Annotated in this window: 22 protein-coding genes, 2 tRNA genes and 1 pseudogene; 8 read left to right on the forward strand and 17 right to left on the reverse strand. The window is 54.5% G+C overall.

Annotated features, from left to right (window positions below):
* Positions 1-201: 201 nt before the first annotated feature.
* The 6 genes from DY251_RS12560 to DY251_RS12585 all read right to left on the reverse strand — a co-directional run bounded on the left by DY251_RS12560 (position 202) and on the right by DY251_RS12585 (position 6972).
* Positions 202-2985 carry a valine--tRNA ligase gene (locus DY251_RS12560; protein ID WP_116624284.1) on the reverse strand — a complete coding sequence of 928 codons (2784 nt, stop codon included), beginning with the start codon at positions 2983-2985 and terminating at the stop codon, positions 202-204.
* A 120-nt stretch (positions 2986-3105) separates the two neighbouring features.
* Positions 3106-4005, reverse strand: coding sequence for a PopZ family protein (locus DY251_RS12565; protein WP_116624240.1), 900 nt, complete (start codon positions 4003-4005; stop codon positions 3106-3108).
* A 182-nt stretch (positions 4006-4187) separates the two neighbouring features.
* Positions 4188-5603, reverse strand: a complete 1416-nt coding sequence (locus tag DY251_RS12570) for a TolC family outer membrane protein (RefSeq protein WP_116624285.1) — start codon at positions 5601-5603, stop codon at positions 4188-4190.
* A gap of 122 nt (positions 5604-5725) precedes the next feature.
* A complete protein-coding gene (locus DY251_RS12575; RefSeq protein WP_116624241.1) occupies positions 5726-6397 on the reverse strand; it encodes a protein-L-isoaspartate O-methyltransferase family protein in 672 nt (223 codons plus the stop codon).
* A 78-nt stretch (positions 6398-6475) separates the two neighbouring features.
* Positions 6476-6549: transfer RNA gene (locus tag DY251_RS12580), tRNA-Cys, on the reverse strand.
* A gap of 135 nt (positions 6550-6684) precedes the next feature.
* On the reverse strand, positions 6685-6972 hold the full coding sequence (locus tag DY251_RS12585; RefSeq protein WP_116624242.1) for a hypothetical protein: 288 nt from the start codon (positions 6970-6972) through the stop codon (positions 6685-6687).
* 154 nt (positions 6973-7126) lie between these two features.
* Here DY251_RS12585 and DY251_RS12590 point away from each other — a divergent pair.
* Positions 7127-7201, forward strand: a tRNA-Asn gene (locus DY251_RS12590).
* A 175-nt stretch (positions 7202-7376) separates the two neighbouring features.
* Positions 7377-8573 (forward strand): tyrosine-type recombinase/integrase, encoded by a 1197-nt coding sequence (locus tag DY251_RS12595; protein ID WP_116624286.1) that lies wholly within the window; start codon positions 7377-7379, stop codon positions 8571-8573.
* A gap of 48 nt (positions 8574-8621) precedes the next feature.
* On the opposite strand, the gene DY251_RS12600 is transcribed toward DY251_RS12595, so the two are convergent.
* A complete protein-coding gene (locus DY251_RS12600) occupies positions 8622-8993 on the reverse strand; it encodes a hypothetical protein (protein WP_147307437.1) in 372 nt (123 codons plus the stop codon).
* Between the two features lie 690 nt (positions 8994-9683).
* On the opposite strand from DY251_RS12600, the gene DY251_RS12610 reads away from it, so the two are divergent.
* Positions 9684-9884, forward strand: coding sequence for a hypothetical protein (locus tag DY251_RS12610; protein WP_116624245.1), 201 nt, complete (start codon positions 9684-9686; stop codon positions 9882-9884).
* On the opposite strand, the pseudogene DY251_RS12615 reads toward DY251_RS12610, so the two are convergent.
* Both DY251_RS12615 and DY251_RS21285 read right to left on the reverse strand, forming a co-directional pair.
* Positions 9873-10250 (reverse strand): annotated as a pseudogene (locus tag DY251_RS12615) (SOS response-associated peptidase family protein); the annotation flags it as partial. The gene DY251_RS12610 and the pseudogene DY251_RS12615 overlap by 12 nt on opposite strands.
* Positions 10251-10534: 284 nt before the next feature.
* Positions 10535-10777, reverse strand: coding sequence for a hypothetical protein (locus tag DY251_RS21285; protein WP_147307438.1), 243 nt, complete (start codon positions 10775-10777; stop codon positions 10535-10537).
* A 339-nt stretch (positions 10778-11116) separates the two neighbouring features.
* On the opposite strand from DY251_RS21285, the gene DY251_RS12620 reads away from it, so the two are divergent.
* On the forward strand, positions 11117-11326 hold the full coding sequence (locus tag DY251_RS12620) for a cold-shock protein (protein ID WP_116624247.1): 210 nt from the start codon (positions 11117-11119) through the stop codon (positions 11324-11326).
* A gap of 447 nt (positions 11327-11773) precedes the next feature.
* Here the strand turns inward: DY251_RS12620 and DY251_RS12630 are convergent, their stop codons facing one another.
* The gene (locus tag DY251_RS12630; protein WP_116624249.1) at positions 11774-11998 is read right to left on the reverse strand and encodes a hypothetical protein; all 225 of its coding nucleotides are present in this window, start codon (positions 11996-11998) and stop codon (positions 11774-11776) included.
* A gap of 247 nt (positions 11999-12245) precedes the next feature.
* Positions 12246-12602 (reverse strand): hypothetical protein, encoded by a 357-nt coding sequence (locus DY251_RS12635; RefSeq protein WP_147307439.1) that lies wholly within the window; start codon positions 12600-12602, stop codon positions 12246-12248.
* A 247-nt stretch (positions 12603-12849) separates the two neighbouring features.
* Between DY251_RS12635 and DY251_RS12640 the strand changes: the two genes are divergently transcribed.
* On the forward strand, positions 12850-13485 hold the full coding sequence (locus tag DY251_RS12640) for a recombinase family protein (RefSeq protein ID WP_116624251.1): 636 nt from the start codon (positions 12850-12852) through the stop codon (positions 13483-13485).
* A gap of 121 nt (positions 13486-13606) precedes the next feature.
* On the opposite strand, the gene DY251_RS12645 is transcribed toward DY251_RS12640, so the two are convergent.
* From DY251_RS12645 to DY251_RS12665, 5 genes are all read right to left on the reverse strand, one after another.
* Positions 13607-13897: a hypothetical protein gene (locus tag DY251_RS12645; RefSeq protein WP_116624252.1), complete on the reverse strand. Its 291-nt coding sequence runs from the start codon at positions 13895-13897 to the stop codon at positions 13607-13609.
* A 286-nt stretch (positions 13898-14183) separates the two neighbouring features.
* Positions 14184-16517: a virulence-associated E family protein gene (locus tag DY251_RS12650; protein ID WP_116624253.1), complete on the reverse strand. Its 2334-nt coding sequence runs from the start codon at positions 16515-16517 to the stop codon at positions 14184-14186.
* A 186-nt stretch (positions 16518-16703) separates the two neighbouring features.
* Positions 16704-17471 carry a hypothetical protein gene (locus tag DY251_RS12655; RefSeq protein ID WP_116624254.1) on the reverse strand — a complete coding sequence of 256 codons (768 nt, stop codon included), beginning with the start codon at positions 17469-17471 and terminating at the stop codon, positions 16704-16706.
* A gap of 94 nt (positions 17472-17565) precedes the next feature.
* On the reverse strand, positions 17566-19314 hold the full coding sequence (locus DY251_RS12660) for a hypothetical protein (RefSeq protein ID WP_116624255.1): 1749 nt from the start codon (positions 19312-19314) through the stop codon (positions 17566-17568).
* 2 nt (positions 19315-19316) lie between these two features.
* Entirely contained in the window at positions 19317-19514 is a 198-nt protein-coding gene (locus tag DY251_RS12665) for a DNA-binding protein (RefSeq protein WP_116624287.1), read from the reverse strand.
* Between the two features lie 498 nt (positions 19515-20012).
* Here DY251_RS12665 and DY251_RS12670 point away from each other — a divergent pair, with 498 nt between their 5' ends.
* A complete protein-coding gene (locus DY251_RS12670; protein WP_158553253.1) occupies positions 20013-21350 on the forward strand; it encodes a tyrosine-type recombinase/integrase in 1338 nt (445 codons plus the stop codon).
* Positions 21351-21540: 190 nt separating this feature from the next.
* Positions 21541-21885 (forward strand): hypothetical protein, encoded by a 345-nt coding sequence (locus DY251_RS21290; RefSeq protein ID WP_147307440.1) that lies wholly within the window; start codon positions 21541-21543, stop codon positions 21883-21885.
* A gap of 123 nt (positions 21886-22008) precedes the next feature.
* Here the strand turns inward: DY251_RS21290 and DY251_RS12680 are convergent, their stop codons facing one another.
* Complete coding sequence (locus tag DY251_RS12680; RefSeq protein ID WP_116624258.1) at positions 22009-23370, reverse strand: SIR2 family NAD-dependent protein deacylase; 1362 nt, start codon at positions 23368-23370, stop codon at positions 22009-22011.
* A gap of 196 nt (positions 23371-23566) precedes the next feature.
* On the opposite strand from DY251_RS12680, the gene DY251_RS12685 reads away from it, so the two are divergent.
* On the forward strand, positions 23567-24103 hold the full coding sequence (locus tag DY251_RS12685; protein WP_116624259.1) for a DUF2569 family protein: 537 nt from the start codon (positions 23567-23569) through the stop codon (positions 24101-24103).
* Positions 24104-24881: the final 778 nt, after the last annotated feature.

Genomic DNA, 24881 nt, shown 5'->3' on the forward strand with positions numbered 1-24881 from the left:
TCTATTCGTTTTGAGTGCAAAATACTCGGAAATGGCCCTAAAACGGGCCCGAAACGGCGTTTAGTTACATTATGGCAACATTGCGACCCAAAAAAGCACAATGGGTTATTCTTCCGCAGCGTCACTGATCCAGTGACGCTGCGGCAAGTGCCTGTTTACCTTAAGTAAAGTGACGGCGACTCGAACAAAGCCGCCTGGCGGCTAGCTGGCTTCGCGCAGGCGGCCCAACGCAACCGCAAGTTTCGACTGCGACAAGCGGAACTCTTCCAACTTTTCGCGTTCAGCGGCGACGATCTCTTCTGGCGCGCCAGCCACGAACTTTTCGTTCGATAGCTTCTTCTCGATGCGCGAGATTTCATCTGAAACCTTGCCCGCCTCTTTTTCGAGGCGGGACGTCTCGGCCTTGACATCGATGAGCGCGCCAAGCGGCAAGCAGAAAGTGGCCTCGCCAAGCACGATCTGCGCCGCACCCTTGGGTGCAATCTTGGCGAAATCAATTTCGCCCACACGCGCAAGGCGCTTGATGGCTGCATCGTGACGCTCCAGCCGCGTGGCGGTGGCATCATTGGCATCCACAACCACCATCGGCGCAACCGCAGCGGGAGGCACACGCATTTCGGACCGCACCGAGCGGATTTCAGAAACCAGCTCGATGAGCCAGTTGATCTCGGCAGCGGCTTCCTTGTCTTCAAAAGTGGGTTGCGGCCAGGTTGCATGGCAAAGCAGCGTCGTGCGCTGTTCGCCTTCCGGCGCGGTCAACGCCCACAACTCCTCCGTCATAAACGGCATGAAGGGGTGGAGTAGCTTGAAGATTTCGTCCAGCACGTAAGCAACACAGGCCTGACTTTCGGCCTTCGCGGCTTCATCATTGCCCATGAAAACGGGCTTCAAAAGCTCCAGATACCAATCACAGAACATGTTCCAGACAAAGCGATAGGCCGCGCCCGCCGCTTCGTTAAAACGATAGGTCGTGATTGCGTCCGTAATCTCACGCGATGCGCGCGAGAGTTCGGTCAAAATCCAGCGATTGATGGTGAGCTTAGCGTCGTTCAGCCAGATGTCATCATTGCGCGCGACGCCGTTCATCTGCGCAAAGCGTGTTGCATTCCAGAGCTTGGTTCCGAAATTGCGATAGCCCGCGATGCGCGCCGGATCGAGCTTAACATCCCTACCCTGCGCAGCCATGATCGCGAGCGTAAAACGCAGCGCGTCAGCACCATATTCGTCGATCAACTCAAGCGGATCGATGACATTGCCCTTGGACTTGGACATCTTCGCGCCGTTCTTGTCGCGAACGAGCGCATGGACATAGACCGTGTGGAACGGCTCCTCATCCGTGAAATGCAGGCCCATCATCATCATGCGGGCAACCCAGAAGAAGATGATGTCGAAGCCCGTGACAAGCACACTGGTCGGGTAATAGGTCGCGAGTTCCTTGGTCTGATCCGGCCAGCCGAGCGTCGAGAACGGCCAGAGCGCCGAGGAAAACCACGTGTCCAGCACGTCTTCCTCGCGCGTCAGAATCGCGCCCGGCTCGAAGTTCTCAAGACGCTCTTCGACCCACGCCTTCCACGGACCTTCGTGCGCGAGATAGTGCTGCACGGCAGCGTCCAGCGCCTCTTCCTCGGTGCGTTCCACAAAGACCTGACCATCCGGACCATACCATGCCGGGATCTGGTGCCCCCACCAAAGCTGACGCGAGACGCACCAAGGCTGGATATTCTCCATCCAGTCGAAATAAGTCTTTTCCCAATTCTTCGGGACGAACCTGGTGCGCCCTTGCCTTACGGAGCGGAGCGCGGGCTTCGCAAGTTCGCCAGCATTGACATACCATTGGTCCGTCAAGAACGGCTCAATCGGCACGCCGCCGCGGTCGCCATGCGGCACCATATGCTTGTGCGGCTCGATCTTCGCGAGATAACCGCCGTCTTCCATCAACTGTACAATGAGTTTGCGCGCGGCAAAGCGGTCCTGCCCATGCAGCGCATCCCAAACCGACTGGCGCTCCGGCGTAACCTCAAGACCTTCGAGGAAGTCCTCGTTTTCATTGATGTCTATTTTGGCATCGACGGTGAGAATATTGATCGCACGCAAACCATTACGCTTGCCAACCTCGAAATCGTTGAAGTCGTGCGCAGGCGTGATTTTCACCGCGCCAGTGCCCTTTTCCGGATCGGAATATTCATCCGCGACGACTTTCAGCCGCCTGCCGACCAGCGGCAGAACGAGATTTTTGCCGACGAGCGCCGCGTAACGCGCATCATCAGGATGAACCGCAACGCCCGTGTCGCCCAGCATGGTTTCCGGACGCGTGGTCGCGACGGTCAGATAGGTGCTTTCGTCTTCCGGATCGAAGGTTTTGCCCTCAACCGGATAACGGAAATGCCAGAGATTGCCGTTCACTTCCTGCTGCTCAACCTCGAGGTCAGAAATTGCAGTGAGCAACTTGGGATCCCAGTTCACCAGGCGCTTGTCTTTATAGATCAGGCCCTGCTTGTAGAGCGTGACAAAAACCTCGATGACCGCCTTCGACAGGCCCTCATCCATCGTGAAGCGCTCACGCGACCAATCACACGATGCGCCCAGCCGCTTCAGCTGGTTGACAATGATGCCACCGGATTCCGCTTTCCAATTCCAGACGCGATTGACAAAATCCTCACGCGTGAGGTCGCGGCGATGGATCTGCTTTTCCATCAACTGCCGCTCGACGACCATCTGCGTGGCAATGCCCGCATGATCCATGCCCGGCTGCCAAAGCACGTCCCTTCCGCGCATGCGCTCGAACCGCACCAGAATATCCTGAAGCGTGTTGTTCAGTGCGTGCCCCATGTGCAGTGAGCCGGTGACGTTCGGCGGCGGAATGACGATGGTGAACGCTTCAGCACCCGGCTCTGCGCCCGCACCCGCGCGGAAAGCATCCGAGTCCTGCCAAAGTTTAGCAATGCGAGGCTCCACCGCCTGCGCGTCATAAGTCTTTTCGAGCATGAATATCAGTCCGGTTTGGTCGGCTTGGATGTAATGCGAAAGCCGCGAGGCCGCAACAAGGCAGACCAAAACAAAAAGCGCCGCCAGACAGCGACGCTTCGCTCTAATGGCTGATGGCTATCAGGATGTACCGCGCGCGACCCGTTCGATTTCCTCGCGCACAAGGCGCTCAACCAAGCTCGGCAGATTGTTGTCCAGCCACTCCTGCAGCATGGGCCGCATCATTTCTTCCGCAATCTGGTCCAGCGGGCGACGACGACTTGCCGCAAGCGCTTCGCTCAGTTCGGTGAACGAGGCAGCAACCTGACGCTCAACAACCTGTGACAGCATTGCACTCTTTTGATCGACCTGCGGCGCTACAGCACCGGAAATCGCCGTAATCAACGGCCGATTCGTCTTTGCCGGCCCTGCAACCACGGAGTTTACAACAGCCTTTGGCGCTTCCACCTGCGGCGCAACGAAAACCTGAGTTGCAGCAGCACTCGGCGCCTGAACTTCCGCCACCGGCTTTGAAGCTTCCTCTTGCTCCGGCACGCTAACCGCAGCGGCTGGCTTCACTTCTTCGGGAGCCGCCGCTTTCGGCGCAGTTTCAACTACGGTTTCAGGCAGGATATTCGCGGATGCAGCTTGGGACGGCTCTTCCGAGCGAATCTCTTCTTCAACTTCGGCTATGTCGATAACGAAATCGTCCAGCGACAGAGACAACTCATTGATCGCGGCTTCCGCTGCGGCCACGGCCTCGTCCAGATCCTTGACCTCAATACGGTCCGGCTTCGGGGACGCGACTGAAACAATGTCCGCCGCCGGCTCGACCTCTGGAATGACGGTGCGCAATTCCGGCGCTGCCGCTAACGGACGACGAGTAGCGTCGTTGGCCGCCGGTCCAATCGGCGTGGCTTCAAAATCATCGTGCAGGTCGGCGGGCTTCTGACGAGCCTCTTCACCCTCTTCAATGATCTTGCGGATAGAGGCGAGAATTTCCTCCATCGATGGATCACGTTGCGCGCTCGACTGTGCCATGCTTTCCGCCTGTTTGGTTTCTGCCGAATATTTCCGGCTCGAATCACCTTTGGTTAGCGTAGCTGAGGCTGCGACAAGATAGAATCATCAATATCTTGTATGCGGAAATATCAACAAGCTAGAAGGCAATGCCTCGAGGACATGCAATATGACGCGAAGCCAAACCTCGCTTCGCGCCAAAATTAACGGCCGTCCGGCGTCCGCAAGCCGATCCACTTGTCTTTGACAGCACGGTAGTGCTCTTGCGGATCATATTCAGCCACACTCAAGCCGAGGCGTTTGATCGTGAGTTGACCAAGCGCTGACATGATGGCGTATGAGGCGACGACAACGTCATGCTCATCGCTGACCAGATTCATCTGAGCCTGAATCACGTCTGCCTGCGCATCCAGAACGTCCAGCGTGGTGCGCTGACCGACATTGCGCTCTTCGATAACGCCGTTCAGTGCCAGCCGTGCGGCCTCGACAACTGAACGCTGCGCACGCACACCCTCGGAAGCTGACACATAGGTCGCCCAAGCAGACGATACGGCGTTGCGGACGGTGTCGCGATTCACGTCGACATCAATGCGAGCTTTGCCAAGGTTTTCCTTCGCCTGCCTGACCGTCGCCGATGTACGACCGCCTTGATAAATCGGGATTGTGAGCTGCGCACCAATCTGCGCGCTGCGCGACCAGGTGTTCGCGTCACTATCCTCACCGCCGCTGACCGAGCCAGAATAGTTGCGGCTCACACCGGCGAAGACATCGACCTGAGGCAAAATCGCTCCCTCAGCGGACTTAACGCCGAAATCAGCGGCATCGACCAGATGTTTGCTGGCCAGAATCGCAGGATGCTGTTCCAGCGCTACATTGATCGCGCTGTCCAACGACTTCGGAAGCATCTTCTTGAGGCCGCCAGCCGGCGACAATTTACCGGGGTTCTCACCGATGTATTCGCGGTAATTCGCGGAGCTCTGCCCAACCTTCGCGCGCGAACTGCTCACCAATGCGACGGCGTTGGCACGAGATGCCTCTGCCTGCGCAACGTCGGTGCGCGTGCCTTCACCCACTTCAAAACGAGAATTTGCCGCGCGCACCTGCTCGTTCAAAAATGCGAGGTTCTGTTCAGTCAACGAAGCGATCTGACGGTCCCGGATGACATCCATATAAGCCTGCGCTGCGTTAAACAGCGTGGTTTGCTCCGTGTTGCGCAAGCTCTGATTGGCTGCCTGAACCTGCGCGACAGCAGCAGCAACGTTGTTACGGGTCTGAAACCCATCAAATATCATCTGCTGCAACTGCACGCCCACGCTGCCGCTCGTCGAATTCGTGGTGCGGGGCGCGACACCGCCGAACCCATTACCAAGCTCACGATCTCGCCTCGTGGTGGTATAGCCGACGCTGCCTGCACCAGAAATCTGCGGACGATAGCCAGATTTGGCAAGCGGAACGCTCTCGTCCGTCGCGCGAACGCCCGCCCGCGCCGAATTCAGAGACGAATTGAACTGATAGGCTTTGGCCAACGCGCCATTTATCGTTTCGGCAAAGGCGGGAGTGGCCATTGCGGTCGAAAACGCGAGCATTGTCGCAAAAAGTCTTTTTTTCATCGACACCAGGATCGATCCCTCATCCATTTGCGTGGCCGCGATGCGCCCGGTTTACCCAGAACTCGTTCCACACGCAAATCCACCGAGCCGGGAACGCACCACGTCACGGCGAAATATGCAATAGAAACAGTTTAGAATTCGAAACCGCGCGCGATTTCAAATCCCGGAAGTGGCTTTATTGCCGCATTAAACGCGTATCTACCAGTAACTTTGCTCCCCGTCTTCAGATAGATTCGCGCCTTACCCGCATTACCAAAACCCTCCACAACCACCAGACGCCCCTCTTCTTTCAACTGGTCGAAAAGTGACTGCGGAACAGCGCTTACCGACCCTTCGAGAATAATGACGTCATATGGCGCTTCGGTCGCGCAACCTTCCTGCAACGCGCCTTCAACCACCGCAACATTGTCGCAGCCAAGCTCCGCAAGCTTTTCCGTAGCGATGCGCGCAAGCTCTGAATCGCTTTCAACGGCGATTACCTGGCTCGACAGGCGCGACAGTACCGCGGACGAGTAGCCCGTGGCGCAACCAACATCGAGCACGACATCTGTGGGCTGTATCTCCGCAAGCTGAACCAACTTCGCGAACGGTGATGATTCCATGAGATAGCGCCGCGGGCCCGCGCCATGTTCCGTGAGTGCAATGTCTTCATCGATATAGGCAAGCGCCTTGGACTTCGCGGGAACGAACTCTTCACGCGGAATATCGAGCATGGCGGATATGATCGCGAGATCGGTCACGTCGGTGGTTCGCACCTGACAGTCGACCATCTTCACGCGCTGTCCGGTATAGTCGATGTTCATGACACGCCGGCCTATCTCAAAGCGCCCGCCCCGCCATACGGGGACGGAACGCGGTTAAACTCATCAGCTGCGCGACTTTGGAGGCCTCGCCCGGAATCGAACCGGGATACAAGGATTTGCAGTCCTCTGCGTAACCACTCCGCCACGAGGCCCCTGTGCACAGCGCACTGCAGGCTCTTAGGTTGCCGCAAAAAGGGCGTCAAGCCGCCTCGCAGATTTCGAAAGCATAATATGCCGTATCTTTATGCCGCATGCGCACATGCAAGCCCCCACATTGCGAATCATCGTTAGCTTTTTGCTGCTTTTGCGCGCTGGCGACGCTCCCACCAGACCACAGCGCGACGCCGAAAACGGCGCACTACCGCAAATTCATAGGAAAGGACGAGGATTCCCAGCGGAATCATCCAGAAGCCAAGCACGGGCAGAAAGCCCAGCAGACCAAGAAAACAGAGCGCGAATCCTATCGCGACTCGCAATCCGCGCGATCTCGGCAAGGGAATCGCCTTGCCAAATATCTGAATTTTTCGCGGCGGCGGGCTCTGACGATGAATTTTGCCGGTCTGCTTTTCGCTCATTATCGCTTCATTAGCCCCAAATTATGCAAGCAAAGTGCCGCTGACATATGAGAGTGTGCAAAAGAAATGTCACGAATGAAAAAAAGTTCGCGGAGTTCTTTGCAAACACGAAAACTGTTTGCTATAGGCGGCTCCGCATCACGCGAGCCCAAGTTCCCCGGTAGCTCAGTGGTAGAGCAACCGGCTGTTAACCGGTTGGTCGCTGGTTCGAATCCGGCCCGGGGAGCCATTCATCCCAAATTCCGCGTGGTAAATTCTCCCTTCTGACAATTAACCACTTGTTTTTGCTGTATTTCTCGCAGCAATGCGTTTTTTCCGTGCCGCGTTGGTTCGCTGAGGACCGCTTGCATCCGCTCTTTTTGTTGGTAATTCTGTTGGTATTTTCGAGCCGGATACCAACGCGAATGCCCCTCACTGATACCCAAATCCGCAACGTTAAAGCATCCGGCACTGTGCAAAAGCTTTCCGATGGCGAGGGTCTTTTCCTGAGGGTATCGGTCGCAACGGCGAGCGGAAAGGCGTCGAAACTGTGGCAAATGGCCTATCGTTTCGCGGGGAAGCAGAAAACACTTTCTTTCGGACCCTACCCCGCAGTTTCGCTCTTGCAGGCACGGGAGAAGCGCCAAGACGCCAAAAAGCTACTGGCGCAAGGAACCGACCCATCGCAGCAAAAGCGAGAGGATAAGCTGACTGCAAAGACCGCGCACGCCAATACGTTCGGCGCTGTGGCAGATGAATTTATCGCCAAGATGGAAAAAGAGGGGAAATCCGATAAGACCCTAGCCCGTGCACGGCGAATGGTGGCTTTGGCGCGTCCTACTTTGGGGCATCGCCCCATTGCAGAGATAAAGGCGTCTGAAATCCTGCCCTTGCTTCAAAAAGAGCAAGCTAAAGGCAATAGCGAAAACCCCCAGCGACTACGCGAGGCAATCAGTGGGATATTTCGCCTTGCCGTTACGACTTTGCGCGCGGAGTACGATCCGACGACAAATCTTCGTGGAGCGCTGACAAGCGTGCCTGTCAAGCACCGTGCGGCCCTGACAGAACGCGAATCATATGCGGGATTGGTAAAAGCGATATGGGCTTATGAGGGCCGTCTGCCGTCAATCCGCACGGCATTGATCCTCATGGTCTATCTGTACCCACGCCCGAGCGAATTGCGGCTGGCGGAATGGGGCGAGTTTGATCTTACGAAAGCGATTTGGGTGACCCCGGCGCACCGTGCGAAAACGCGACGCGATCACGTGAAGCCCCTGCCCCGGCAAGTCGTGGAGATTTTGAAGCCGTTGCAGGAAAAGAGCGGGTTGGTTTTTCCCGGGGCAATGGTCGGCAAAGCACTGTCAGAAAACACTTTCAACTCTGTACTAGCTCTTTTGGGCTACGGAAAAGAGCGTGCAACTGCGCATGGCTTCCGCGCTTCCGCCTCGACTATGCTCAATGAAAGCGGCTTGTGGAACCACGACGCCATTGAGGCTGAGCTAGCGCACGTCGATAAGAATGAGGTCCGCCGTGCGTACAATCGCGGGGCGTATTGGGAAGAGCGGGTGCGGATGGCGCAATGGTGGGCAGATGAGGTTGATAAGATGCGCGCAGCGAATTGAACGGTTCTTTCGCCAAGGTTGCGCACATCGACTGATATTATTGGCTTCTCAATTGCACATCGTTTGAAGCGTTCCAAAGACAACCTGTGTTCTGCACACGGTTGGATGATATTTGGCGTTAAATTCAGCGTTCCCCCGTGCCAACTCTTGTGACAAAAGATATTTTGCTTGAGCGCTCGAAACCTGTCCCGCGCGGTACTGTTCGTTGAGCGCATCGCCGTAGGCCATATATCGAATGCCCATCTCGTTGTTCATCATCCCTGCGGTACCATTCGCCACCCTCCCGCGAACGCAATCCCACATAGCACTGTAGTCGGCGTTTGCCGCTGAACACGACCCCTGCGCATCGTTGAGCGACATGCATCCCGCAAGTGAAATAAATCCACATGCAGCTATTAACGCCGCGACGCTATTTCTCATGAAAGTCCCCCCAAATACTTTTGCAATGAGCGCACCGGCTTTTCATAAAGCCAAGTTAGCTTTCAGGCGTAACAAGCGACGTTCGCACTCTGTCCATGCCGTTCTTGACAGATGTTCCGGCGTTGTTCGCTGCCTTCTACCCCTTTTGATGTACCTAGCCCCGCATCCGCCAAGAGCGCGGGGGTTCTGGCCTTTTAGGCTTTGGCTTGCGTGTCAGCTTTCGCCACTCCTGCTTTGGGCTGAAAGTGCCTTCGACCATTTCCCGCAACCATCGAAATCGCATCGCCGCGAATACAAATGCGCCGCCAGCGGCGACGACTGCGAGAAGCGCCGGAATGCCCCACCCTTGGCTGCGGCGGGGTCGCCAAATTCCAAAGGCTGTGGGGCGATAATAAGCGCGGTCGCTGTTGCCGTTCCCAGAGCGCACACGTCGCGCATTCGCGGGGGCAATTGCGCACGTGGTTGCTAGCGTAACGACGACGCCCCTTATGAAGGCTCTACGGTTCATTGCGCGAGCATGCCAGCCAATCGCAAAGCGATAGTTGGCAAGCGAGCTACAATTTGATGGAACCAATCCCTCCCCGCTGCATTCAACATATCAGCATCTCGTCCTCCCCAATTTTGCCCGCTGCCCGTCGAAAGGCGGTGGGCTTTGTTTGGAGAGTGCGGACGACGCGGAGGAACGCGACCATGCAGCTTACGCCAGCACAAAAGCGGGAACTGAAGATCATCGCGCAAATCGGCATCTCTGTTTGGCCGGGATTTCCGCCAGATGCGATTGACAGGGATTTGGACCCTGATTTTGCTGATTACGTTGAAAACGGTATCGTGCGATGGACCGGGAAGGGTTATCGCGTGACGGCGAAAGGATTAAGAGCGCTAGATAGCTGACACGCGTGTCAGCAAGTTGTCAGGCAAAGGCCGTTGCAAATCTTTGGCGCTCTGCCAGTCTTCTGTCAGCCATCTGTCAACCTCATCCTGTGTTGTCAGAATAACCGGCATTGCCTTTTGATGCACAGGGGCGACAACGCCATTAGGCTCTGTCGTCAGAAATCCATACAGGTCCAGTGTTTCCAGACCGTCGCGAACTTTCCGCACGCTCTCCCATTGCGGCACGTAAATCCCGGCGAACCACGCCAGCGGGCGTTCTTCGTTGATTGCGAACCATGCGTTAGGCACTGGTCCGCCTGTAAATTGCCCGTTGGGGTCCGGCTCTGCAAAGCTGGTCCACGGCACGACGCAGCGGTTTTCCACGCCAAGCCGCCCAATATGGATTTCTAGAAAATATCATAAGTCGTGAGCAGCGGCACGGCACCATACCGTGTTCGCGATGCAGCCTTAAGCAATGCGTTCCTTCGGGAGATCAGTTCGTATTGACCAATCAAGGCAAGGAGGTTTGTTGAAACTTTGAATGTCCCGCACTCCCTACATTTAAATTCTTTTGCCGCGCCTAGTGTGTCAGCGCGTCGGACGTGGCCTTGTTCGCAAATCGGGCAGGCGATGCTCTTTTTCAAATTATGCTTTCCGCTCATCTTCGCACGCTAACAGACAGCGGTTTGAGAATATCGGGCCTTCATCTCATCAATCGCATGGCTGAACACGGCATCGTAGATGACAGCGCGCAACTCGCCTTCGGTTAGTGGACCCTTTAGCAGTCGCATTCCTGCCGTATGCGCTGCCGAGCGTTCACGCAAAACATCACGCGTGGGGCCAAACTGGCGCACTTCCAGCACCAGCCGATTAATTGTTGCGATATTATGTGGAGTAAGGTGTGTGGAAGACATTTCGTCCTCCTTTCGGTCGGGGCAAGGGGTTGTTCGCCACCCTCAACCAGCAGCGCCCTAAAAATGGCTGCTGACAATTGCTGCGTACGCGGTTCTGGTAAACATAGCAAGGCAACGAACGCGTGATCTTCTCAATAAAATAAAATAAAAAGTATATGCATCTTGGCAGGCTTGTTTATTTCGTCTCAATGGCCTATCGTAAAAAGATCGAACTTGCCTGTAGAACTTTGTTGTCGCGTTTCGCGCATCTGGCGATTTTCTTCCTTCAACTTCGATTTTTCACGCACTCGGCAATGGTCGAGCGCTTATAAAACTATGAGCGACTGAAAGGAAATCGTCATGAGCACGGGCACAGTAAAGTTCTTCAATTCCACCAAGGGTTTCGGCTTCATTTCCCCTGACGATGGCGGCGCTGACGTGTTCGTCCATATTTCCGCCGTTGAACGTGCAGGTATGCAGTCGATTGTCGAGGGACAGAAGCTTTCGTTCGACATCGTCGCGGATCGCCGCAACGGCAAGAACGCCGCTGAAAACCTTCAAGCTGCTTGATCGCTTGGATCGGGCGCGCGCCGCAGATTTGACGCTGCGCGCCTCTTAGCCCCTGCCTGTGCTGGCGCATGAAATGGCAGATAGCCGTTTGAGTGCCAAACATATGCGGGATGCCGCAAGCGTTACGAAGGTCGGGCGATAGTCCGGCCTTTTTTCTGCAGTAAACCGGAGAACTCGGATGCCTAGGAAGATTGAAGTATCTCCGCTGTCCCGCGCTGCGCGACTTGGCGAAAAAGCACAAGCGACAGACAACGTGTCCCGATCTATCGTTGATGCAGAAACGAAAAAGCGCGACGCAAAGACTGAACGCTTACGTGCCGCACGACTGAAAGCGGAGGCGGAAACGCCTGTGCTTTTGGCGACAAAACAGCCGCGAAAGAAATAACCCCGCCTGAGCGGGGTTTGATGGTTGTAGGTGTGAAAGTCAGGCGGGGCGCTGCCTAGCTGTCATGCAGACAACGTTCTAAACAGTTCCGCCTTGTCTTCCGCTGTCAGGTCTTCGCCAAGAGCGTGGCGCGCTAGTTGCCGCACTTCGTCCAGCGTGGCAGGGCGATGATGCACGACCATGTGAGCGATGGCGCGCTCTTTATCGACGGCTTGGCTTGAAGCGTTCTCGTAATTGATGGCGGCAACTGCTTTACGGTGCTGCGCAATAATGTGGTCAAGGGTCATTTTCGGCTACTCCATTTTTTTTTACAGGGGTCGATAGCCGGAAGCATGGCACGGGCGGGGGGTCGGGTGGAAGCCAATAAAAAGGACTATTTCGTTTGCGTTTTCAACAACTTAGTTGCGTTTAACGCAACTGAATTTGCTAGGATTTTTGGAAGTGGGTGCCGATAATTATATCTGCCCCCTGCCGGGGGGAGGGGCGGGGGGTGTTTCTGGAAAATGGTGGGATACAACAACCAAACTTAAATGATTAGCTACCTCGATTTTTGTCCCTGATCGCCTGCCACGCCAAACCTATGGCACCAAGAGCCATCCACGCCACAAACAGCATGCCTAAGCCCTTGCCTAGCTCATACAAATCAGACCAATCAGAGCGTTTGCTTCCGGCCAACTCGACACATTTATCCAGCCCAAAGTTTATGCCTAACGCCACTTCCGTCCCTTTGCACGCGGCTTCCGCTTTCGTGAACCCCTTCACATAAAGGCAAGCCGTAACGTAATCTCCCACAACATCGCCGTTCATCGCGCCGAGCTTGTCTGCTGCCTCAAGCTTGCATTCGACCGCTTCCTTGTGAATATCTTGCCAAGGCCAAGTCCATCCTGCCACCGCTAGGCATGCGGTGATTAGGACGCCACACATCGGCAACCGTGACAAAGCCCCCCTCCCCTCAAAATTTGCCAATGTATACTGCAATTTCGCGGGGGATGGATCAGCGCCTTTTGTTGCTATCCGTAAGGGTATACCTCTGCGTACACCTCTGACACTGCACAAAATAGTGTTCGTAAGGGTTGACTTCGATCAACGGACAGTATTATCTTCGGACACTACCTAATCGGACAGATTGGAGGGTCCAGTGTCCACTATCCTTTATGCTCGTGTTTCCACGCTCGACCAGAATGCCACGCATCAACGCGCACAGGCGGAAGCGTCGGGATTTAAGATTGACGATGCTCTTTTTGAGGAAGGCGTGTCAGGCGTCACCACGCGGCTACAGGATCGACCACAAGGCAAGCGCCTCTATGACAAGTTGCGCCCCGGTGACACGCTTGTCGTGCGCTGGGTGGACCGGCTAGGCCGAAACTATCAGGACGTGACGGAGGCCATTCGGGATTTCATGGCGCGGGGCGTCGTTATCCGCACGGTCATAAATAACATGACATTTGACGGCGCGACCAAAGACCCTGTGCAGAAAGCAGTCAGGGACGCGCTAATCGCGTTTATGGCTGCAACTGCGGAAGCACAGGCGGAAGCAACGAAATCTGCGCAGCGCGTGGGGATCGACGCGCGCAAGGGCGATGAAACGCGGTATCGCGGTAAAAAGCCAAGCTATGACAGAGCAACATTTGAAAAGGTCGTTGACTTGCTCGGCAACGGCGCTGGCGCGTCAGCCATAGCGAAGGCAACAGGGGTTTCGCGCCAGTCTGTGTTGCGCATCCGCGATGATCGCGCGAACGCTGAAAAGGCGCTGGCGAAATGGGACGTCGCGTAACACCCTCTAGTTGACTCAGAAACGGCCATAGATCGCGAAAGAGCGTTTCGGCAGTCTAAGGGCCGCTGAAACGCTCTTTCGCGATCTATGGCCGTTTCTGTGGCGTTATTTGCGTATCGACTTAAATAGCCTGTCCTTCGTCGGTTATTTCTTCGATTTCTTCCGGCTCTATGTCGATAATCGGAACCGCTTTGGACATAGCTGTCAGCGCACGTAAGGCGTTTATGTGTGCCGTCGCGGCATCCATGCCCTTCACTTCAACGGTGGCCTGAGCCTTGCCGTAAACGCGGTTGAAGACCTCTTGCGCGGCGATGAGCTTTAGGCGGGGGTCGGAGCCTTGTAGCGCTTCCGCAATGGCCTTCGCCGCTGGCTCCACAAGCGAGCCAAGCATTTCTTGGATCGGTTTCGGCACAGGGGGACGCCCTGTCGGGTTGCCGCTAAATCCTTTCGCGAATTTGCCGTTAACGCGGGGACTGATTTGATTGCTAGTCATATCTGCAAAATCTCTGATGTAGTCATTTCTTAAATACAGCAACCGGCACGGATCACGCAACCGCGCCGTGAGTGTACCCAGTGTACCCCAGTGGACCCAAATTCCCTATAACTCTGCACTGCGCTGTACCCTCTCCTATCCTTATCGAATTTTTCAAAAACTAATAAGAAAAAGGGTACACAGGGGTACACTGGGTACACTAGAACTAGCTGTCCCATCCGTCCCCCGCCCCCGTGCATTTTACAGGCACCCGCCGCCGCCATATATTTCCGCTGCTTGCTCTTACTCTTATAAAGCCTAGACGCGTGAGAATGCCTGTCACGCGCAATGTGTCTGAATTTCCCAGTTCCTTGAGGCTTTTGCCTAATACCGTTTGCGCGATTTCAACAACCTTGGTTTCGTTTTTATCTGCCAAGAATTTGGTTATGTGTTCTTCCCAAATGTCAGCCGTATAGCGAGCGTCTTGTTCGGGCTTGATTACCCGTGCTTCAAATTCACGGTCGGGCCACCATTTATCGCCACGCTTATAGCGAACAACGGCTTCCGCAAAAATTTGGTCGCGGTCCTCACGCAAACCATCGGGGTCTAAATCGCCTGTCGCAACCGGCCAAAAGCGCCGCGCCCCAGTAGGATCACGTAGGTACTCGGCATTGTTAGTAGTTCCGATAAACACGACTTGGCGGGGTTGGTGGACTTCCTCTCTGGCCTTTATCGGGCGGTAGATGTCGATCGGAGCGGTGATGAAACTTTTCAGAACGTCCGCATCTGCCTTTCGGAGCGGAGCCATTTCCGCCATTTCTACAAGCCATTTACCTTTGAGGTGGATCATGGCGTCTTTGTGCGCCAAATCCTTTGGCATTGTATCTGAGAAGAAGTCTCCGGCCAAAATCCGGCACATCGTTGATTTGCCGTCACCTTGTTCGCTTTCCAGCACAACCATGTAGTCCGCCTTGCATCCCGGCTCCATAACACGCGCAACCAGTGTTAGCGGAAGCAACGGGCCGATCCCACGGGTATACTCATTGTCCTCTGCGCCAAAGTAGCGCGAATAAAATGTCGTCAAACGGTTCTTTCCGTCCCATTGCGGCAAGCCGTTGAGGTAATCGCGTATAGGATGAAACCTGTTGAGCCGCGCAACGCGCCCCACTGCGTCCCTAACGGTTGCTGTTGCCTTCCCATGTACGCCGCCACGCTGCATTGCCTCTTGTAAGATCACATAGTCATTGTCTTCGATAGGACGGGGTTTGAAAGTCCTCTCACCTTCAAGGGGCAGCGCCAGCATTACCAACCCCCGCATTTCATCGTACTTGAAATGGTCCGGCAGATAGCGCGTTATAATATCAATTGCCGTCGCCACATTCGGTTTAGGGTGTTCAGGCGCAAATAACTCCAATGCGCCGCCGCTGTTCGCTTCGATAAATTCCATTTCATCATCGCTGATTTCTTTGAAATCCAGCACTGCCCCGCCCTTCCAACCATGCTTGCGAGCTAGTGAAATCAGATAGTCATGGGGCGTGCGAGGTGCGCTCTCATCGGTCCAGAAATGCTCGAAATATTCCGCGTCAGCCCAGCCGTGGCGCAACGCCCATTCCTCAATCTGATCGCGGTAATTCTGTGCCTCGCGCCCAAACGCAACCTTGACGCTGCAAAGCAGCGCTAGGAAGTCTTCGCGCGTCGGCAAAGTCTTTTCCGTATTGGGAATGCAGTTCAATGCTTCCAGCGCCAATTCTGGGGGCATGGCAGGGTCTTTATCGGCATAATCAATCGCCTCTCGCCGTGCGGTTTCCAGCGCTATCATATCGATGTCAGGAACATGGATGCTGTCATGCTCACCGTCCAGCATGCCCCAGCGCTGGCTACAAGGATCGCTAGCACCGTTGAACGTGGGATTGGCCAAATAGTGAAGTTGCACGTCCCCAAAGAGCGACGTGTCAGCGGGGAAGCCCGACAACTTATGCCACGCTTTCAACTCTAGTCCGCTCAGGGGGCGGTCCAGCCAGAACCATATATGAGCTTTTACTAAATCACGCCGTTTGACGCCCGCACTACTGGAAAGCTGCCACACAGCTTTGACGTTCTGAAACTCTTCCGGGAAGTGCGTGCGGATTGTATGGGCAATGACCGCATCGGGGTTGGCGCAAATATCCATCCCCGGAACTTCTATTTTGTCGATGTCGATACAAGCCCATGGATGCCGAACCGGATCAAAGCATTCGCCAGTGCGGCGAGTGCTTTCCTCTTTGGCAAGAGACGCGAGGGTTTTCGCATTCGGCTCACCGCGAATGATCGCGTCACAACCGTTTGCGGATATGTTCGGAAGTTCTCGAAAAAGATCGCGGATACTGGAAACGGTGACGGTTCTGACTTTGAAGTATTTGACCTTTGGTATGTCAGCGGATTGCCAAGTGCCATCGCTTTGAAACGCATGGCGCTTTGACAGTGTGCGGCCTCGCACGTCTGTCAGGACTGTCAGGTTGTCAGAAATTGAAAGGGCATGATCTGCATCGCCAAACGATTGGCGGATTTCGGGCGTAAACAAGAAGGTGCTCCAATTCAGGACGGAAACAAGATTTTGGGGTGATTGGCTAGTTGGCGGAGGCTTTAGGATGCGGTCACGCCCCTGCCCCAAATGCAGGTTTGGAATGGCGTGACCGCGAAAGCTGTGTCCGTCCAGAACAAGCGATTATTAAAGTAGCATGTTCTAACGCAAATTGCCAGATGCTTGTTAGTTTTTGGTGATGTTTTCCGCGTCCAGATCGTCCCACTCGGCAACCCAAAGCGCCCTTTGCATTTCATCGTCATGGTGATCGCGCCAGTCATATTCGGGCTCTATGCCCTCCAACAAAGCGCTGTCTCGGTGATCGTAAATTAGCTTGTCGAAAATCGCCCTGTAGCCTGCTTGACTATCAATTGGCACGCGTTTGCGAAGATCACCGCAGTAAGGCATGTCGTTATATTCGTTGGCCTTGACGCGGGCCCATCGCGCGTCACTGTCGCGGCCTTCTGCGAGATTCAACTCTTCAAGTTCAGACGCTGCGTCGTGGCGTAAGCCCCGTGCGAGTTTCAGGACCGTGCGGACTACATCCTCAAATTTCTCCCAGAACGCGGGGCGCTCTTCATCGGTGAACTTTGAATACTCGTTGTTCGGGTGCCCGTCGCCGCCATACTCGTTTATCGCGACAAAATGCACGGCGTCTTCAATCAGGTCCGCAAGATAGTCCTTCGCAATATGGCTCTGATTGTAAAGCACGGTGCGACCTATGCGGCGTTTGATACCAAGCGCCTCGCATTCATATTCGAGATAGGCCATATTGCTATTCAGGTCTTCGTAGAGCGAAAACTTGCTCTGTTCTGGGGTGAAGCACGCGAAATAGATCGCGCTGCGCAGTGACAGACTTGTATTTACCCCCTCAGCCAACCATTCGCCGCGATGCTCTTCAAGCAGTTTTTGAGATAGCTGGATTGTTTGTTCGAAGGTGAGATGGTTCAACATATTAGATTTTCCTCACGTTATAGATTGATTGTGTTTGACGGCGATTCGGCCTGCGAATTGGTTTCAATGTGAATTGCAGAGCGGAGAGCGAGCGCTACTTGGTCCTGTAGCGCCGCCATGGCCGTTGATTTTCAACCGTCTCACTGGCACGGCCTGACTGGACCGCTGTTTGGCGGATCAAGCGGCGTTGTGCGGGCGTGAGCGTATCGGCAATTCGTGCGGCCTTGCCCGCGCCGTAAGCCAATTCCCCCATGACGCGCGGCGAAGAAGCGACCATTCCCGCCCCCGCGCTCAACAAAGCCCCCGGAAGACCGCCCGCAAGCCCACCGGCAAGCGCATGAGCCAGTGGAGTGCCTACACGCGCAAGCGAACGGGGTTCTAACGAATTAAGCGCCATTCCTGCCAGCGCGCCGGGGAGTTGGGGCTGGTGTTTTGCCAGTTGGTCCAAGAGCCTTACGCGCTGGCCGTAGTTGGTTTGGGCGTTGTTGCGTGTGGTGGATAGAAGAGCACGCGCTGTCTGGTCGCGGGTTGCGCCCGGTCCTAGAGCCAGCCCCTTTTGTATTTCCCGACTGTTGCGCTTCCCTTGTGAGTAGTTTTTTAGAATGTCGGAATACCCCGGTGCGACTTTTTCAATTTCGCCCTTCAATGCATTCAGCACGGTATCGACAACAAGCTGTTCCCTACTACCCGGCGGGGTTGTTGACTTAATGTCACTGAGGCGCTTGTAGAGGGCGTCACCGGCCTCAACCGTGCGAAATTCTGGTCCACCTTTTGACAACCAATCTTCGACCGTCCGCCTTACTACTTTCCTGACATGCACGCCGTCTTCGCTGACAGTTTTGCCTTTGTAGGTAACGATGCTGTCGGTGTCTTTTATGGCTTTGAAAATAGGCAGTGCGTCGATTTCGGCGGTGTTCGTTTTAATGTCAGCTATGTCACGCCGGTATGCTTCCCGGTTTTCTTGATCGACGGCCCGTAGCGCGTCTTTTGCCATGTCGGGAACGAATTGATCGTCCACATTGCCGCGCATCGTATCGCGCGGCAGCGTATCGCCCTCACGTCCGGCCCTAGCCATCGTGCGGTATGCCTCTCCCCCAGTGCCAGTGGAAACGCCCGCTGCGGTCGCCGCGATATTCCCGCCCACGTTAAGAGCCTTTCCGACAACTCGGCCCGGAATGGCAGTCGGGTCAATAATGTCAGCAGCGGCAACCGCACCGCGTCCAATCTTTCCCGCCAGCCCCGGCGCTTTGGCTGCGAGGGAACCCCCAACATTCAAAGGCAGAGTGGCGTCTAGAGCGGTTGATACAGGCTTATCGCGAAAACGCCGCGCAATGTTATCCAGCCCGCCGTAAGCGTCCTTTACGCCCTGCCACGCGCCTTGTGCGAGTGACGGGTCGCCGTCGATAGCGCCCGCCATTGCGAGTGCTGATTTGCTTAGGTCCCAAACGTTGGAGCCGGTTTCCAGCGGGTGTGTAACGGCGTTCCACGTATCGCCCACTATCCGGGCTGCATCGGGAATGGCGTTTTTCGCCGCGCCGGAAAGAACCTCGCCGACAGACGGCATATAACCGTCTGCGCTGCGATCAATCTCGTATCGCCCGTTTCTCACCCGCCCGGGCGTTTGGATTATATCAACAAAATCGTCGGGTATCTGAATAACGTTACCGTTGATATGTGCGGTTCGGCCTTTTGAGTAAAAGGGGTCTGCTCCTGTGAGCGTGCCTTGTCCGGCAAATTTGGGTTTCTTCCCCGCCAGAAGATCACGCGAGGTTCGGCCTTCACCCTTCGACCAGTCCAAATTCCAAGGATCAACGATATGGTCGTTTTCGTAAGATTCTGGCATTGTTAGCGCGCCCCCTTCACGTTGGAAGGAAGCGCGTCACGCCACGCGATAGCATCCCGCGCATCGATGAGCGTTTTACGCCCGACCTTGCGCACGCGGAGACGCCCTGCGGCGACTTCCTCATAAAACTTCGTTTTGCCAATGTTCGCGGTTTCGCGGAAATCGGCTGCGGTAATCAGTCTGATAGGTTCAGCGAGCATCTCTTTGGTTCCCATTGGTTCTCGAACGTTCGATAACTTTGGGATACATTGTATCACGAATAACTCATAGATACTAAATATAGTTGTAACAGCAAATTTATGCTCAAGCCAAAAATTTCCCTATCCGTTGGGATTTATGTGCTTTTTTTGCGATTTCGAAGCGTGAAGAGACACACCGTGCTGTTGTCGAGCACCACAATATGTTGTGGCTGTCGTAAGACTGAGTGTTTCACTTGACACATTCGGGGTTCAATCAAACACGTTTACCACGCGTAAACAGGGGTCACGGCTGCATTTGTTGGTAAAAACGTTGGTATTTCAAAAATTATGGAAATTTTTCTGATTTATTTTCAATTACTTAACTACACGTTTTGCCTTCGGCCCGGGGAGCCACTTTCAAGAAAAAGTCCAATAAAATCAGGCACTGCAAGGGTTTCCGCTTCCCCCGAGGTACACCACAAGGTACACCGGAAAGGACATCGCGCTGTGGGAATAATCGTGCCTTACATCACCAAAGTCAGTGACAAACAGTGGATTTATCGCCGCAAGGTCCCCAAGGATTTGCGAGAAAAGATCGGCATAAGGGAGTTCAAGTTTCCACTTGGGACCACTGAAGCCGAGGCATGGAAAAAATATCCTACTGTCCACAAGGAAACCGAGAAGCGCATCGTTGAGGCTCGGAAAGCCGTCCTCAATCCGCCAAAGGTGCAGCATCAAAGTGAGCTTGAGAGGTTCCGTGAGGCCCGCTCACGCATCAGAGCGTTGCAGCTGAACCCTGATTGGGATGGTAGCGATGAGAACGAAGGCATAATCCGTGATGTCATCGCTGATAAGATCGTCAGCAAGTACGCTGAGGACGAAGAAGGCCACCCCTTTGGTGTGACCGCTGAGGATGCTGCCTTGCTCAACACCTTAGCTTACGGAAGCCGACAGAAAGCCCCCTCCCCGACGATCAATGACGCCAAACGGCTCTACCTGAAAGAGCGGGTCAGGGACGATGAGAAGAAGCAAAAGCACGTTGAGTTGGTGTTCAGTTATCTCCAAAAGGCACTTGGATCGGACCGCGTTCTGACCAGCCTCAAGCGTGAGGACGCCAAAGAGGTACGCGACTACATCTATGATGGGATTAAAGCTTCCTCCGCAGACCGCTATCTCAACACTGTCAGGGCCGCACTCAACCACGCCATCAAGGAGTTTGACCTGAACTGGAAGAACCCATTCATGGGTCTTGAGGTCGATCATAAGGGAAAGGGTGAACCCGACCGCGATAGCAAAAGGCCCTTCACGGACGAGGAGGTTAAAGCAACCCATGTGCGCATCCTTGGCTATGCCAAGCAGGACCTCCAGCACATCTGGAGAATACTGGAGCGGACGGGTTGCCGACTTGCCGAGGTCACCGGCTTGAGGGTCGAGGACGTCAAATTGGATAACCCCATCCCACACATCGTGGTCGAGTGGCACGATCAGCGACGCATCAAGAACATGGTATCTCGTCGTAGGGTGCCTCTCTTGGGAGACGCCTTGGTTGCAGCGAAGGAAGCCGTAGCTGAGGCCAAAGGGAGCGTGATGTTGTTCCCTGCGTACGGTCGGCTCAATGGTGCCGGTTCAGCATCAGCGGCCCTTGGGAAGCATGTCAGAGCTTGTGTCACTGATAAGAAGGTCACGACCCACTCACTGCGTCACTTGATGAAGGACCGGCTCAGACTGGCTGGCGTGTCGAAAGCCGATCAGGACATCGTTTTGGGTCACTCCTCGGGAAGCGTTGGAGAGGACTATGGTGGTGATGAGGTGAGGTTGAAGGTGGCGTTGAGGGCGCTGGAGAAGGTCTTTGCCTAAGTCAATCCAAGTCGCTCGCCTCAGCCAGCCCAGAAGGCACCTCCTGCTCCGACCTAAATGTGCAAGCCTTATCGGAGCTATTGTCGGTGAATGGAACACCGTGGAGAACCTGTTAGCCCACCTTCACGCAACTGCACTCGGCACAAGCCGGAGCTCTACCGACGAGGAAGGTGAGTTTCTGGAGACCAAGTTGAACGTTACGGCACTTTTGGCGATGAGGAAGCTCTCAAGCAACCCCAGCCGCATCGAACTCATGAACAAGAGAGTAGCGCCGCGATTGCCACCGCACCTCGTCAGCCGTTGGCAGCAAATCGTTCCGTTAATCGAAGAATGCGCAAGGGAGCGGAACACCGTGGTGCATGGGGATTGGTGGTTATCCGACTTATACCCAGACGGCCTCATCCTGCAGGACAAACAGTGGCAGCTAACCCTCTATGAGGTGCAATGCTTCGAGTACGTACTGGAGTGTATTTCCACACTTTCAACGGCATTGGTGAAGTTTGCGCGTGAGGTGGGTAAGGCGCAAATCGGCTGATACGCGGGTTGCCGTTCTGATGAAGCGCTATGGGCAAGCGATTGACGGGAAACAGAAGGCGTTGCTCGACAGTGGGTTCGGGTAGTGACGTTGAATGAGGCTATGGGGCGCTGGAGAAGGCACTCAAAGCTTGAGGTCGAAAGGCTCCCCCTTAACAACCTTCAAAAGCAAATCGGCCATCGCCTTTGAATATTTATGAGTGACGTTCTTGTGGCCTGTTTTGACCGCGCAGTGGTAATTGTTGTCATTCTCAAGGATGTTGACACCGGTCTCTTTGGCAACCTTTTCAATAAGCTGCCTTGCCCCATGCCAGCCGGGAAATCCCAACTGTTGCCCGACCTGAGACAAAATGAAGGGGTGAGTTAGGTTTGTATTTGTTGCGGGGGCTATTCCGAGAAGTCTCGGGAGTTCATCTGCCTTGTCAGCAACCGCCTCAAGCATTCCATAATCCACCTCGACCTTGCGCATCGGAATGTCAGTACGGATGAGCTTGTACGTTCTGGCGGCAAGTGCCCTTAGCAGCTTGGTGTTGATCGGTTTGAACTCTCGCTCTTGGGCTATGGCTTTAAAAACCCATGAAAACTCACCGGCGATGATCGCTCGAACGCGGTACTGTTTGTCACCACTTCCGACAACATACTCTTCCTGAAAGTTTTTCATCTCGGAGGCGGAAGGGTCCCACTGGACATAAAAGATATTACTGATGAACTTGCTGTCGTCGCCAATTATCCGACCCACGTCTTGAATAATCTCAGTCACATTCGGGTCACCAAAACCGTACCCAAAGATGAAAACCGGATGCTCTGCAAGGTAAGTTAGGAGCTTGGCAGAGATGTACATTTTCTTCTCTCTGTAGTCCCGGTAATCCTCTCCAGTAATGACCAGCGTTTGGGGATCACTCATCGAACCATGTATCTTAAAAATCTCACCTATCAGGTTGAGGTTAGATCGGATTACCTGTTCCCCTATAACCGGCTCATACCCCTCAAACAGTTCCTCAAGAAATCCGTCGTAGTTGGTTGTTATGATCGCGTGAGGGTTAGCTTCACGCAGAAGGGTGATCTCCTCAATCAAGTCGAGCTTTTGTATCTCTTCAGCGTTTGGCGATATGCCCTCTATGTAAGAGGCCACCAAATGCTTGAAGAAGGCATCTCTTGATCCCTTCTCGTCGAACATCTTCGCTGGGAATTGGTTTTTCCCTTTATCCCAAGCCCACTGGAATGCTCGCCCCTCAAGCTCGGTTCCTATGTCAATTGGCCGACCGGAATGGTTCTGGACAAGGAATGCAAACTCCTCATTGGTCATGCCGATTTTGTCCGCAACAGCCTTGAGCAAATCGATCCAACTCGGTGCAGAGAAGTATCGCTTCGACATCCCGGCCCCAACGAAAAACACTGGTTGAACCTCAAGTTCAGTCAGCGTGTTCCGTATAAGGGCATCTTGTCGTTCGATGTATCTGCGGTATTCGTCCGTTGGCAGTCCCATAAGAACATCCTTGATGTATTATCCCATCAGCAGTAGCCGCGTGTTGAGCGGTTCACAAGATTGGCCGCGCCGCGACAGCGATCGCTTTGAAAGGCAGCCGCCCCACTGCTTAAAAGGCGATGATGCTCAATTAGCAGATATTAATCCCTGATCGCTTAGTTAGCTTCGCATCCTTGGGGCTGCAAAGGGGAAAATAATGGGATCGTTCTCGATTTGGCACTGGGCCATTTTGGTCATCGTCTTAGGATCGATTTGGTATGCGATCTATCTCTCGTCCCGTAAGGTCAACGCTCAGGGTCAACCTGAGGGGATCGGTGGGTGGCTGATGTTGATGGCAATTGGCGTCACTATCGCGCCTCTCAGAACGCTGAGTGAGATTAGCAAGAACGTCGAAAGCTACGGACAGCTTATGGCTATCCCGAATGGTCCTGCGACGGTGTACGTTGAGGTTGGACTTTTCTTGGCGCTCTTGGTGCTTCAGGTCATTGTCGCGGTAGCACTCTATAAGAAGAAACGCACATTCCCCCGCCTTTACATGTACCAGTGGATAGCTGCCCCAGTGATCGTGTTAATCGACGTACTGGCTATTTCGTACTTCCTCAAGGTGGCCCCAGGAGACCTGCTAACCGTAGATGCTGTTGTCCCAGTCCTCGCTTCATTTGCTTTCGGTGCAATCTGGGTCTGGTATCTGTCAGCATCAGTTAGAGTGAGGAACACCTTCACGGAGGCATAAGCATCAACGCCCGACGTTCGGAATATTTGGGGCATAAATCTGTGAACCCAATCTGATAGACGGACCACGCGGTGACCCCCGTACCCCCTCTCGTTTCCCCTAAATCAGGCCCTCAAGGTTTCCCATCAGGTCACCATCACCTGCCACTCACAGGTCTGACCAAGCTGCACCTTGAGCCACAACCGAGAGTTTCACCTTGAAGTCACCCGAGGGGGTGGGGGAGCAGCAGCTGGGGTGTCATTTCCCATGACGTCATGGTGGCATTCTAATGCGTTCAACAGGTCGGGTGGTACAATTCACCATCCAGCACCAAACGCCTCTGTAATCGTCGGACTTGGATGGACAGGACCTCCCGCTTCGCTGGTCCTCAGCCTACGGCTTGCGGAAGCGTACGACCTCAGGAAGATCATCTACTTCGCCCAGAGGGAACTCAATCGGATCGAACGGGAGGTGAAATGAATACCACCACCCCTAGCACTACGGAGGGCTTCTGGGTTCCAGAGCCTTCCTTCACCAAGGCACAGTTGGACTGGCACTTTCTTTTGAGAGAATAAGACCTAACTCCCGAGAGGAGCGGCTCGATGGTGACCCCTAGCAATAACCCACCCACAAGGACCTAGGAGACGTTCACTAACGTATACCTTTGTGAACATACTGCTTGACATGTTCACTTAGCGTCCACTATTGTTGATTTCCACTCAGAAGTGAGCCGGGTTTTCCATCGAGAAGTGAGCCACCTCTGATTATGGATTTCGAGTCATGCTGGGGTCAATACGGT

The organism is Mesorhizobium denitrificans (genome assembly GCF_003403035.1).
In the GTDB taxonomy this organism is placed as follows: domain Bacteria; phylum Pseudomonadota; class Alphaproteobacteria; order Rhizobiales; family Rhizobiaceae; genus Mesorhizobium_G; species Mesorhizobium_G denitrificans.

Coding starts and splice junctions, on each gene's coding strand:
- DY251_RS12560 (WP_116624284.1), bottom strand. CDS start 2,985: ATGCTCGAAAAGACTTATGACGCGCAGGCGGTGGAGCCTCGCATTGCT.
- DY251_RS12565 (WP_116624240.1), bottom strand. CDS start 4,005: ATGGCACAGTCGAGCGCGCAACGTGATCCATCGATGGAGGAAATTCTC.
- DY251_RS12575 (WP_116624241.1), bottom strand. CDS start 6,397: ATGAACATCGACTATACCGGACAGCGCGTGAAGATGGTCGACTGTCAG.
- DY251_RS12585 (WP_116624242.1), bottom strand. CDS start 6,972: ATGAGCGAAAAGCAGACCGGCAAAATTCATCGTCAGAGCCCGCCGCCG.
- DY251_RS12595 (WP_116624286.1), top strand. CDS start 7,377: ATGCCCCTCACTGATACCCAAATCCGCAACGTTAAAGCATCCGGCACT.
- DY251_RS12600 (WP_147307437.1), bottom strand. CDS start 8,993: ATGAGAAATAGCGTCGCGGCGTTAATAGCTGCATGTGGATTTATTTCA.
- DY251_RS12610 (WP_116624245.1), top strand. CDS start 9,684: ATGCAGCTTACGCCAGCACAAAAGCGGGAACTGAAGATCATCGCGCAA.
- DY251_RS21285 (WP_147307438.1), bottom strand. CDS start 10,777: ATGTCTTCCACACACCTTACTCCACATAATATCGCAACAATTAATCGG.
- DY251_RS12620 (WP_116624247.1), top strand. CDS start 11,117: ATGAGCACGGGCACAGTAAAGTTCTTCAATTCCACCAAGGGTTTCGGC.
- DY251_RS12630 (WP_116624249.1), bottom strand. CDS start 11,998: ATGACCCTTGACCACATTATTGCGCAGCACCGTAAAGCAGTTGCCGCC.
- DY251_RS12655 (WP_116624254.1), bottom strand. CDS start 17,471: ATGTTGAACCATCTCACCTTCGAACAAACAATCCAGCTATCTCAAAAA.
- DY251_RS12660 (WP_116624255.1), bottom strand. CDS start 19,314: ATGCCAGAATCTTACGAAAACGACCATATCGTTGATCCTTGGAATTTG.
- DY251_RS12665 (WP_116624287.1), bottom strand. CDS start 19,514: ATGCTCGCTGAACCTATCAGACTGATTACCGCAGCCGATTTCCGCGAA.
- DY251_RS12680 (WP_116624258.1), bottom strand. CDS start 23,370: ATGGGACTGCCAACGGACGAATACCGCAGATACATCGAACGACAAGAT.
- DY251_RS12685 (WP_116624259.1), top strand. CDS start 23,567: ATGGGATCGTTCTCGATTTGGCACTGGGCCATTTTGGTCATCGTCTTA.